This is a genomic window from Microvirga lupini (assembly GCF_014191055.1).
Classification (GTDB): Bacteria; Pseudomonadota; Alphaproteobacteria; order Rhizobiales; family Beijerinckiaceae; genus Microvirga; species Microvirga lupini_A.
In genome coordinates this window covers 50,363-62,354 of record NZ_JACHWB010000006.1, presented here as the reverse complement: position 1 = coordinate 62,354, position 11,992 = coordinate 50,363, and the positions used below count along the sequence as shown (strand labels likewise).

Genomic DNA, 11,992 nt, shown 5'->3' with positions numbered 1-11,992 from the left:
AGGACCCGAAGAGAGATCGGATGGGTTCCATGTGGTGGTTGATCATCATTGCGCTCGCCATGGGCCTGGCGGGCCTGGCTGCCTTTCTGTGGTCTCTCCGCAACGGGCAGTACGATGATCTCGACGGGGCGGCGGAACGGGTCCTACTCGAAGAGGACCCCGATGTAACAGGAGAGGACCGTCAGGAAACGAGACAATCCCCGCCTCTCCGATCCGCGTTAGCGGATGGCGGAGAAGGCGGGACAGCCCGAAGGAAGAGGTTACGATGATTTTGCTACTGGGAATTTAGCAGTCGGGTGTGGTGCGTAGCCTCTCTGTCACACGAGGGCCATGATCACAGACACCAGCGTCATGCTGAGAGCCACGAGACTTGGCACCATCACCGCGGCGCCCGCAGCAACAGCGAGTACCGTCACCCAGTCAAACGGCCTGTCAACGAAGCGAGCCACAATCCTCTCCCCTTTCCCTACTCCAAATCCAACGGATCCCAAACCGCTTCCGTTCCAGAGGCAACATCGTGGTCGTACTGACTTGGGGTGAAGCTGCTTCAAACGGCAAGACTGGGGCTGGGCCGATGCGCACAGTTCCGACTGTAGCGACCTTCGTACGCGGCGAGGGCTAATAGTAAGCCGTATGTTGCAGACTGATTGAAGTCTTATCCCGTCTGGTCTCCGATGACGTCTCAACTTCGCCGAAGATACGGCCTTGGTGCGCCAAGGCAGACGAACGAAGGTCTGGACCGGGTCAAACTGGGAAGTTCAGGAGTGTCAGGTGAAGGTTTGCTCACGGCGAGAGACCGGACCTTTCAGGCCTCATCATAGGTGGCCCCGCCGAAGATCTACAGATCTAGCCGAAGTGGACACGACGCACGCGCGGAGCGACTCACCTCGGCCTTCCAGCTCGGAGGTTGCTTCGACTTAGGACGCGCTCGAGCCCCGCCCGTTTGAAACGTCTGGCTACCTATTGGCTACCTGGAATGAAATCGCTCAAAGGGCAAGTGCCGGTAACCCTTTGATATTATTGGTGAGCGCGCTGGGACTCGAACCCAGGACCCTCTGATTAAAAGTCAGAGGATCTCCAGGTGAGAAGCCACGAAAGCTCAAGGCTCATTCTATAAGCTGGCTCAGCAGGCAGAGGTCTGCCTAAACCGCAGCTTGCTGTTAGGCGAATAAGCGGGGTCCGACTGCCTTCAAGGTCGAGTAACACGCGGCACCAGGATCGGCCTGCTCCTAGAATATACCAACAAACCATCCCTGAAACTTCGAGAACAGAAAGTTGTCGGTTTCAAACGTGGGCCTCGGTGCATTCTGTTGAGCAGACTCCATTCGGGTTCTCACCTCCTCCGTCGGGAGGTCGTTCGCCTGCCGTCCGATGGCCAGTGCGCCCTCCAGAACCTTGAGACCTTCCCGGAACGGGAGACACCATCTCATGCGCGAGGCGATGTAAGCTTCCCGCTCCCGCTCCACAGCCGGCGTGTCAGCACAGGCCAAGCGCGTGACGAAGGGCAGCAGATGCTGCCGCTGCTCGTCATTGGCTTGGTCGTTCAGCTGCATCGCCAGCCGGCAGATCGGACGCGAGAAGCACGCCGGCATGTCCTCCACCGAGCGCACCGGCTGATACGGGAAGCCGGCCGCCACGATGGCGGCTTCGTTGATGCAGGTTCCGCCGTCTTGCCCGGGAAACGTGTGCGAGCCGTGTTTCAGTCGCCAGTTCAGAATGTGGCCGAAGCTGTCCATTGTGACGCTCCTTGTGGAGTTCCCACTCAAGGATCGTGATCCTCCGGCGCCTCACCTGTCAACAAGCAGTAGTGGCCAACGTCAGTGTCCTATCCGTTGTAGTGGGACTACAAAGGCTGATGACAAAATGCTGAGGATGATGGGCCGCGATATGTCGAGCAGAATGTCCGTTCCGGCAGGGTGAATGCACGCCACTGGCACCCGGCTTCGCATGACAGCTGTCAAATCTTCTGCTGCGGTGACGGCAAGCCCTCAGGACGAGCGGGTTGGATCCGTCAGGGGTTCGGTGAGGTCATGGGTCTGAGATCCAGGACCCAGGGCTGGCCCGCCAGTCTGGCGCTCGATCATGCGCCGCACGCGTGGCCGACCTGGCCCCTGATGCAACTCCCGGAGCCGTTCTCCCACAGTAGCGTCAGCCTGCGTGATGCGTTGGTTGTGCCGCACGTAGTCCAGCCATGTCGGGTTGTGGTAGCGCTCGATCCAGATCTCAGGGTTCTCTAGATCCCGCAGCAGCGTCCAATGACGTGCGCCGTCCCGGCGCCGAATCCGCCGCCGCTCTGCCATCACGGCAAGGAAGGCCACCACATCGGCTTCCCGGATCGCGTACTCGATCGTGATCACAATGGGGCCGCTCCGCGGGAGAATGTCTACCGCAATATCAGGCTCGGTCCAGCGGTTGAGAGGGTCGAGGTTCAGCGTCTTCAGCTCGGGCAAGGGAAGCCGCAGGCCAAGGGCGGCTCCAGCCACCAGCACCCCTGCTGCGATCAGCAGAGCGTCCCCCGTTCCATACCGCTCGGCTGCCACGCCCCAGATCCAGCTACCGAAGGCCATGCCGCCGAAGGTCATCATCTGGTAGAGCGCCAGAGCCCGTCCGACCACCCAGCGGGGCGAGGACAGCTGCACGGTGGCGTTGAAGCTGGAGAGCGCCAGCACCCAGCTGGCCCCACCCAGAGCCATCGCGACGATCGTCAGGAGTGCAAAGGGGCTCGATCCCGCAACCGCTGCGCAGACGGCGAAGCTGAGGAACGCAATCCGCACCAGAGCCTCAAGGGACAGGGCCTGCCTCAGACGCGTACTCAAGAGGGCTCCACCGACCGCCCCTGCGCCGAAGGCCCCGAGCAGGAGGCCAAAGGTGAGCGGGCCACCCTGGATCAGGTCGCGCGCGATGAGCGGCATTAGCGCCTGGACGGCAATGGCCGCGATGCCGAACACGGCTCCCCGTAGGAGCACCACACCAAGATTGGGCGACATGGCCACATAGCGGATCCCGGCCGCCATGGCCGATCCGAGCGTTTCGGGTGGCAAAGCCCTGGGTGGGCGGACGGGCTGCCAGCGCGCCAGGACCACGATCAGTCCGAGATAGCTGATCGCGTTGACGGCAAAGGCCGCGAAGGCGCCCACAGTTGCGACGATGATGCCGCCGAGCGCCGGGCCGACGCTGCGGGCGATATTGAAGCCCATGCTGTTGAGGGCAATCGCTGCCGGCAGGTCGGAGCGGGGCACCATCTCGCCTACCAGCGACTGCCAGGCGGGTCCGTTGAACGCTGTGCCGCAGCCGACCAGGAAGGTGAAGGCCAGCAGGAGCCAGGGCGTCACCAAGCCAAAGTAGGTGCACAGGGTCAGGGCCACTGACACCACGAGCAGGAAGAGCTGCGAGGCGAGCATGAGCTTGCGCCGCTCGAAGTTGTCGGCGATGGCGCCAGCCATGAGCGAGAACAGCATGATCGGCAGTGTCGTCGAGGCCTGCACCAGGGCGATGAGATCGGCCGAGGCGCCGATCGACGTCATCAGCCAGGCTGCGCCCACCGACTGGATCAGTCCGCCGAAGTTGGAGGCGAGGCTGGCAATCCAGACAGCGAGGAAGATGCGGTGCCGGAACGGCGCCAAAGCCGATGGTTGGCTGTCCGGTCCTTCAGCATCTTGTGGCGGCATGAAGAACTCGATGTGAGGGCAGGGCCAGAGCCAGCCCATAGGCGACTAAGTAGGGCTAGCAGCGGGGCCTGCTAGGTGGGAGCCAAGACGCTGGAGATAGCTGACGCTGGAAGGGCGCTCACCTCCTCGCCTTAGATATCGGAGGAGCCCTGCTCGCCACGGCGCTGGGGTATCAATGGACGAAGCTCCTCGCCTTTGTGCTGGAGACGGTTTGGCTGCTTGGCCTGCAAAGAGGCCGCCACACCACTTGGCTGACGGGGCTTCCTGTTCTGTGTCCTCGGCCTCACGATTGTTTGCATGCGCGCCAGCGCGCTCTGAACGTCGGGCCGGCTGGAAACCTCTCGGGCAGAGAACTCGTGCCGGCACAGGCGGCAGGTCAGATCCGCCCCGAACTGGAGCTTGCGCAGCCGGACCTTGAACTGCTGCTGGCAGTGAGGACAGGCCAGATCGATCCGTGTGCTCCCGTGATCCTCGAACAAGCCGACTCCTCCGGTTAAGGTTCACCGGGAAGCTCTGGACCATGGCAGTACGGCGACAAAGAGGCGTCAAAAGAGGCGTTAGTTGTGTGGTCGGGTAGCCTTACACGATGCCCCAGGCGCGGTAGCGGGTTCGGCCGGTGAGCTCCCGCGGGAGCGCGCCGCCGAGCTGCGCCAGCATCAGATCAATGGCTTTGGGCGTGACCTTCAGCAGCTTGGCCCCGAGCGGCACCGTCACCAGCGGGCGCGACAGGAACAGCTCGACCAGCTCCGGCAGCCTGGAGTTCGAGCGGGTCTTGACTGTCACCCGGATCATCAGCTCACGGGCGAGCACAAGGCGGTCGAGGTCCTTGTGGGCGATCACAAGCGCCTCCTCGAGCACCTGGCAGAAGCCCTCCAGCGTCTCGGCCGCCCCTTCCCGCCCCTGCGGCCGGAACTTCGACTGCTTGAACCCGGCCGCCAGCGGCAGCAGATGGTGGGTGAGGCCCCTCGCCCGCAGGATCGATGCCGCCATGATCAGACCGAGCCAGGGCAGGCGGGTGTAGAGGTTGAGATCGAGCCACGCATTCCACGCCACAGCGGCCGCGGCAATGGCCGGTGTCGCTTTGCCTTTAAATCTAAGATTCGTCGCGTTGGATGCCGAAATGAGAAATTCTTAGCCCTTAAAGATGAGATGCCGATCAGGTTTGTTCTCTGCTCCTTGATCCCGTGGTGTGAACTCGGTGCTGTCTCCGGCACGCAATACGCTCGACAGAGGCGAGCAATCGAGCCTCCTTGTGATAAGTCTGGAGCAAGCGGACACAGGACTGCAGCCAGCCGCACGTTCCTGTAAACTCTGTCTCACTTTTAGAGGCAAAATCTCGAGCTTAAAGGCAAAATCTCACATTTGACGGCAAAGGGTCGCCGTTGATTTTATCGAGTTCTTCATCTCGCCTTTAGAGGCAAAGTGACAGCGCAACAGATTGGGCCACCTCATCCTTCTGATCCCATCATGGGAGAGCCCGAGAGCTGATCCCGACGAGAAGCAAGACCCGCGAGTGACGTGAAACATCGGAGCGGTAAAACAGCCCGAAAGTGCTTGACCTTAAACCGCCGAATAGAGAAGAGCCCGCCTGAGAGTGGAAGCTCAGGAACTCTTTGACCCAATGTAGCGATATTCGAGAGATCGCGGTGAATCCTTGCCAGACGTGATGTCGGCATAGATGCGACGGGCGTCGCCCAGAATGTCGGATGTCAGAGCGGAAAGATGCTCGTTGGTCAGGTAGGCGAGGTCAGGATCCTGGACCGGCCGATAGCTCGTATAATTAAGATCGCGTGCGAGGCGATAGAGCCGCTTGTCGATGTCGGACAGATCGTTGCTCGTCCGGTTGGGACGGACGATATCTGCGATGATCTGGCGGCGCCTTTCCAAACCGGCCTGCGCCGTTTCCTTCTGCTGTGGTGTGTGGGCTTCCAGCGCCGTAATCAGGGCATAGAGCTTCTTCAGGCAATAATGCGCCGAATCGCTATCGATTGGATCCGGGAACGTCCCGCCTTCGTACCAGTATTTTGTGAAGAACGTTTCCCGGCTGAAGGGGGCCATGATCTGGAAATATTCATCGAACCTGCTGATGAAGCGTAATATTTCGACCATCAGATCCTTGCACTTGAAAGACAGATAGTCGAACGGTGTGAGGATCGGCGTGGGTGACGTGACGCTTATGCTCATCCGCCGCTCCTCGACATCCCGATAGAGATAGTCGCTGCGCGATTGGTTCGCGGCTGCCCATCGCGTCATGTCCTTGTTTTCAGGTTTCTTGAATGGATCGCCGAACTCACCAAGGGTGAAAAGATTATCCGGATGCTCTGGCCCCAACTCCCGGGTAGGCCCTTCCTTCTTCGAACGGTTGTCCTCTTTCGACCAGGTCTTGAAGTCGAATTTCATCTCTCCGGCCCAATAGCGGATGGGATGAGGCGCTTTGTCGGCCGAGCTTATTCGCGGCACATGCTCCTGACGAGTGAGGCCTCCTGCGACGCCAACATAGACAAACCCCAGCCATTTCCGATTGCGGTCCCACTCACGGACCCATTGAACGAAGTTCTGTGGATCGCGCTCGTTGTTGAGACGTGCGTTCATTGTATCCCAAATCCATCCCCCGATCGCCGGCTGGTATTGACCAGCAAAAGGATCGGCGATGGGGGCCGCGCTCTCGAAGAGGAAGGCATAGATGCGCCGCCACTCCCGCTCGTCGGCCTTTCGCCTGCGCTGATCCCAATCGTAGAGCCACAAGGCCAGCTCAAGGAGGATCTCAAGCTTGGTGAGAGGGATGAACAGTCCGACGGCAACTTTGCCGATCGTCTTCGTTAGGGATAGGACGCGCGCGAGCTTCCCAACCTTCGCGACATCGGCGGCTCCCGCCGCCAGCTCGCGCACGGGCCGGCCACCCTCAATCGCCCTAGCCTTCGTCGCGTCAACTGCGCCTTCGGTGGCCCTTGCCGTGTTTGCCCGAGCCTCGACGAGCTCGCCGGCCTTCGTGCCGGGATCAGCCGTTGCGGCCGCCCGGCCGGCGTCCAGATCCGTTGCGCGACTTGCCTTGGGTCCGGCGACTATGCCTGCTTGCGCCGCAGCGGACGGTACAGGCTGGGCCGCGGTGCTCGCCCGCAGCTTGCGAACTTCGGCGCCCACTTCCCTGATCTTCTGACGAACCTCAACTAGCTTCTGCTTGATGTCGTCGACGGCCTGGTTGGCATCCTTTGCCCTGGTTTCCAGGCGAGTCACTTCGGCCTTTTCGGCAGTTACCTTGGCCTCCAGCTTGTCCTTTGTCGTTTGCCAGGTTCTTGGCTTCTGGTCAGCTGCGAGCTTGTTCTTCTCGGCTGTCTTCAGACGTCCTTTCGCCCGGTTCAACTCGGAGTTGGCTTTCCCGCGTTCCGTATCGAGCCGGTCTAACTCCTTCTTAAGACGCGTCTCGTCCGACTGGTGAATTTTGAGCATTCGTTCGACGGGTGGTCGCTGTTCCGTAACGCCTGTCTTCACGGGAGCACCATTCACCACCGATCCCACCTCGCTCCCCTTAGGTATCGTATGGTTCGCAGTAACGCCGCGGTGCGCGTTCCATTCATCGCTATGGTCGAGGATCTCCAATGCGACTTCGGCCGTGCGGGCGCCCTCGGGGGCGCGAATGACCAAAGCCCGTATCTTTCCCGTGCGCCAGCTCGCTTCGAGTTCCGCCGCGAGCCGCCGCGATGCGGGATCACCCTTCGGGCCCCTCATCTCGGCCAGGCGCTGCTCAAACCAGGTCGGCGAGAATTGCTGAACGTCCCCGGGAATTTCCAGGAAATAGGCGCCGCCGCCGGGCTCGATCATAAGGACCCGGCCCTTGGTCCAGCCCAGCTGAGACTTCGCGGCCTTCGCCTCGACGACGACGAATTCACCATTGGCGGTTTCGAACAGATAGTCGAGCACGGGGACGCCGCCCGGCCGCACCATGACAGCCCGGAGCTTGGCTTTGCCCTTGTAGGCGGAAGTGACCCAGTCGCGGGCGACGACCTCGCCGACCAGCGCCTCGCTGTAGTTGGCGACCGCGCGCTTGTCGTATCCGACGATCTTCCGCGCCTGTTCCAACTCGTCCCGATTGATCGTGGCGCGAGGGCCGTAATACTTACGATTAACAATCGGCGGCGGTGGCGGGCTCATGGCTCAGCCGGCGCCGTCATTCGTCGCCATCGTGTGGCGCTGGTCCGTTATAGTAGACATTCTTGACGCTCTCGATATCCGGATCGGCGAGGTCCTCATTCAGGATCATCTCGGCACGTCGGATATTGTTGAGCTCTTTCGTGCGCAGGTCCGCTTGCGCGCTCTTCACGTCGATGATGCGATGCAGTTGCTTGAACTGCTCCATCACTGAATGGGTACCAGGTAGGGCCTCGATATAGAGGCCGTCCTCGCAAGGGATGACAATGTCCTCGTCGCGTCGCGAGCTCTGGAGCAGTTTTCTCAGCGCCTCTTGGAGCTCCGGCTTCAGCTTCTCGAACACTTCCGGCCGATCTTGCTCCTCATAATGTTTCTTGAGGCAACAGACATAATCGGCGAACTCACTCAGGGTCATGTTGCCGATCGGGTCGGGGTCGGAAATGCCATACTCGCCTTCGGCCAGCTTTACATAGGGTTCCATCATAAAGTCGGTGATGGGATTGGCCTCGAACATCGGGAAGATTAGGAAGTTGGCCCAGCATCCTAGCCTCTTGTAAATGTTGGCGACCTGCGAAAGCGGCACGGTCTTGATCTTGTCGGCCTCACTCACAGGCGGCTGCTTGATCCCCAGGCCGCTCTTAGCATGGACCCACTTGGTGTCGATCGCCGACAGGTCCGTCGCCGCCGCGTGGACGGCAGGATTGATTTTGATCGTCTTCGATTTGTCCTTCTCGAAGACTGGAACCGGAACATCCTTGAGAATCAGGAAAAGCTGGTCGTCGGGTATGTGAGCCCAGATGGCCTGCATGTAGTAGAGGATGTTCTGCCAGATATGATCGATCAGCCGGTGCACTTGGCCGAGCTGCGAGAGATGCCGCGAAAGTCGATCCGTATAGTCGCGCTGCATCGTCTCCAAGGTGGAAGTGGCGCTCAGCATGCGTGAGGCGAGATCCTGCTCCTCGCGCTGCTCGCGTTCATAGGCGTCCCGCGCTGCGCCCTCGCGCAGCTGGTCGGCCTGGCTGACCTGGCCTTCACCCGTAATCATGTCGAGCGCGCCTTCGACGATGTCACCGACGATTGGGACGCCGCCCGCAATTTTGCCGATCCCGCCGACAATATCGCCAAACAATCCGCCGCCGCCTTCGGATGACTCGGCCGTCCGCTCAATCTGCTTCTGCAGGGCTGCGTAGCGCAGGCCGGCGAGTACGCGTCGGTCGGCCAGGTCTTGCTTCAGCTCCTCAACCAGCTTGCGCTGACGAAACAGTGCCTCGCGCATCTCACGAAGGGTGACGTCGTCGCTAATCAGCGTCGTCGAGACGTAGCCGAGCGCAGGTGCGTAAGACGGATCGAGTAGCACGCGGCTCAAGATCCAGTCGTGGCGGATCAGCCAGGCATACGTGAGCTCACTCGGAGCGGGTACCTCCATGGCGACTAGGGCAACCGACTGGAGGCCGTGCAGCTTCTCTTCTATGCCGATCAGGCGCTCCAGTTCATAGAGCAGGTAGGTGCACGTAATCTGGTTGTTCGGGTTCTTGAGCACACCGGACTGGGTCACCTCCTCCTCAAACGTATCCTCAGTGGTGATCTCGGTTTTGCGCTCGTTCTTGATCTCGTCGGTCGCCTTGCGGATCGACTCGTTGAACTCCTTCTTGACCGCGCTCGAATGCTTTTCGACGTCGCGCGAGAAAGTGGTCGTATTGGATCCGCTGACGCCCATGCCGCCGCCGCTGCTCTGCTCGCCGCCACCCCCGCCGCCGCCGCCGGCGCCGTAGCTCACCGTTCCGGTCGAACTCATCGAGAAGTTTGTCTTGGCGGTGGCGCGGTGAATGATCTCGGCCTCGACGCGGGAACGCGACTCCGTCTCGCCGGTGCGCCGCTCATAGAGGGATTCGACTTCCTGGACCGCGCGCTTCGTCTTGCGGACTGTCCGGCGCGAATACTTGCGCTCTTCGTCCGGGGCCATGGGTATGGTGCCGACCAGCTCACCCACCTGATAGGCCTTCAGCGTCCAGATCTGCTTGTAGGTGACGAGCAATCCGAAATTGACGCTGCGATAGCGGGAACTCGCCGCGAAATGGCGAAACGGATAGGCCTTGCTGTGCTGCTGTTTTAGCTCCTCGATGATGGTGTGGGTGGGGCGGAAGGGGCGACCCGCTTCGACCTCCAAGACCAGCCGTCGTGCTAGGGCGACGATTCCCTCGGCGTCGGACTTCAGGAGCTGGAGCTTGGCGCGAAGCTCGATCGTGGTCGGGCTAAGGAATGGCGCGAGGCCAGCCTTGATCAGCGATGAGGTCGAGCCTCCGGCCAGCAACAGCTCCAGGGGCGACATGGAGCCGTCGATGCTCTCGACGATGTCGGTGCGCAGCTGCGCCATCTGGGCGGAGATCTGGCTCAGATAGGTCTTGGCCGGCGCGGGCAGCGCGTTCCATTCTTCGCGCGTGATGATGACGACGCTGGCGACATTGTCGTAGGCCGTGTCCGTTACCGTGCCAATATCGAGCAGCTCGTTGAGGAAGATGTTCGGATTGAGGACCCCCGAAAGGCCGAGTAGACTTTTGATCCGGTTGACCGCAGGGGCCCCGCCTCGCTCCACGAACTTATCGTAGGCGGCCTCGACATCCTTGAGGAAGCGGTCGTCCAGCGCCTCCTGCCAGATCGGCTCGAAGGCGACCTGGAGGTCGTTGAAGAAATGCACCGCAGGAACTTCGGCCGGCCCCGGCGCGAAGGTCAGTTTGGCGATAGCACTTGAGATGCCATCGGCCTTGAGCACGGGTTCAAGCAACTGGTCCTCCTCATGGAGTCCCGGACCGAAGATAAGCGGGTCTTCGGGGGAAGCCTGCCGCTCCATCAGCGCATCGATCGCCTTGCGGCTGCTATAGGTCGACGCCGAGCCTTCTTCCTCTTCCTCGGGATCAACGGGAGTCTCAGGCTCATGATGATGGTCCTCGCCATCGAGACAGGCCTCGGCCTCGGTCTTTGGCCGGCACGGATCGTCGACAAGCGAGCGGCGGAAGATCGACGCAGGTTTGTCCATCGAGACTTCAAGGAGTTCCTCCAACTCCGCCTCGGTTATTTCAACGGGCTGGGTGCCGCCGCCGGGCAGCTTTGCGATCTGCCCTTCGGTGAGGAGCAGCCTTGCGACGCGCTCGACCGGCGCTCGCCCGCCCGCCTCCGGGTCGCGCTGGCCGAGGAGAACTCCCAGATCCATCTTGATGGCGTTTTCGCTGATCGTCGGAATGTCATCCGGCGTCGGGACGAAGCGGCCCCGTTGGCGCTCTTGCGGCGTCACCGTCGACATCGACTCTTCAAGTGCGCTACGGATATTCTCGCGGAACAGGTCGCGCCGTTCCTTGACCTCGGTGAGCTGCGTCTCGAACGCTTCTTCGTCTGCCTTGCGCAGGGCGGCGCGGCGCGCGTTATCGGCGGCCGCCGCGGCGGGCTCAATGCGACCGGTTCTGGCCGGGCGACCTCTGGCGAGACCCGCTCGCTCGATCGATTTTTGTGTCAGCTCGATAATAAAATGTTCGCGTGGCGCTGCATGATCGCGGACCTCGGTCTCGAAGAGCAGGCGCTGCTTACGCTCGACGCCGGGCTGATCCGGCGCGAAAACCCGCAGCCGAAGATTGATCGGCTTTGCGGCCGATGCGATCTCGACGGGGAGGGACATCGAAAACGTGCCCTGCGGCTCGACCGCCGTTGAGCTCAACCGAACCGTCTGATCGCGTCCGCGGATGTCGAGCGCCTCGACTAGGAGCCCGCCGACACCGCTGCCATTTTCTTGAATGATCCGGCCGGTAACGACATGAGACACACCCGCCACTTCGGACGGCGGCTTGCCTTTACGGTTAGGGGATTTACTACCCACATCGTTCATCTGCCGCCTCCTTCGGTGGTTTCCGGCAGTTGAAACGAATGTGGTTCTCAGCGTGTCATATCCAAAGGCGGAGCGATCGAACTCCGCATCGGTCCGTGAATCGCGCTGAGGTTCAAGAGATGCCCTTCAGGTTTTTGGTACCGGAAGGTTGGTCTCCAAACCCCATCCGCTCCTCCTGATCCTAGAAGTCGTTTAGTACAATTAGATCGCTCCACGGAAAAAGCGATGGTTGTGTCGTTCTTCACCTACCTTGGGGACCGGCTCGGACTGAACACCGGGCAGCCGAAGATCCCGCCGTTGGCCG

General features: G+C 61.2%; 7 protein-coding genes. 1 reads left to right on the top strand and 6 read right to left on the bottom strand.

Going from position 1 to position 11,992, the window contains the following annotated elements; all coding sequences use genetic code 11:
- Positions 1-20 precede the first annotated feature (20 nt).
- Positions 21-269, top strand: a complete 249-nt coding sequence (gene ccoS / locus FHR70_RS19040) for a cbb3-type cytochrome oxidase assembly protein CcoS (RefSeq protein WP_183453127.1) — start codon at positions 21-23, stop codon at positions 267-269.
- 48 nt (positions 270-317) lie between these two features.
- Here ccoS and FHR70_RS24400 read toward each other — a convergent pair whose 3' ends face one another.
- From FHR70_RS24400 to FHR70_RS19015, 6 genes are all read right to left on the bottom strand, one after another.
- Positions 318-449, bottom strand: a complete 132-nt coding sequence (locus FHR70_RS24400; RefSeq protein WP_281381384.1) for a hypothetical protein — start codon at positions 447-449, stop codon at positions 318-320.
- A 780-nt stretch (positions 450-1,229) separates the two neighbouring features.
- The gene (locus tag FHR70_RS19035; protein ID WP_183453125.1) at positions 1,230-1,736 is read right to left on the bottom strand and encodes a hypothetical protein; all 507 of its coding nucleotides are present in this window, start codon (positions 1,734-1,736) and stop codon (positions 1,230-1,232) included.
- Between the two features lie 252 nt (positions 1,737-1,988).
- Positions 1,989-3,668, bottom strand: coding sequence for an MFS transporter (locus tag FHR70_RS19030; RefSeq protein ID WP_183453124.1), 1,680 nt, complete (start codon positions 3,666-3,668; stop codon positions 1,989-1,991).
- A gap of 579 nt (positions 3,669-4,247) precedes the next feature.
- Positions 4,248-4,736: a helix-turn-helix domain-containing protein gene (locus FHR70_RS24540; protein ID WP_343058852.1), complete on the bottom strand. Its 489-nt coding sequence runs from the start codon at positions 4,734-4,736 to the stop codon at positions 4,248-4,250.
- 534 nt (positions 4,737-5,270) lie between these two features.
- A complete protein-coding gene (locus FHR70_RS19020) occupies positions 5,271-7,586 on the bottom strand; it encodes a hypothetical protein (RefSeq protein WP_183453122.1) in 2,316 nt (771 codons plus the stop codon).
- 247 nt (positions 7,587-7,833) lie between these two features.
- Positions 7,834-11,688, bottom strand: coding sequence for a hypothetical protein (locus FHR70_RS19015; protein WP_183453120.1), 3,855 nt, complete (start codon positions 11,686-11,688; stop codon positions 7,834-7,836).
- Positions 11,689-11,992: the final 304 nt, after the last annotated feature.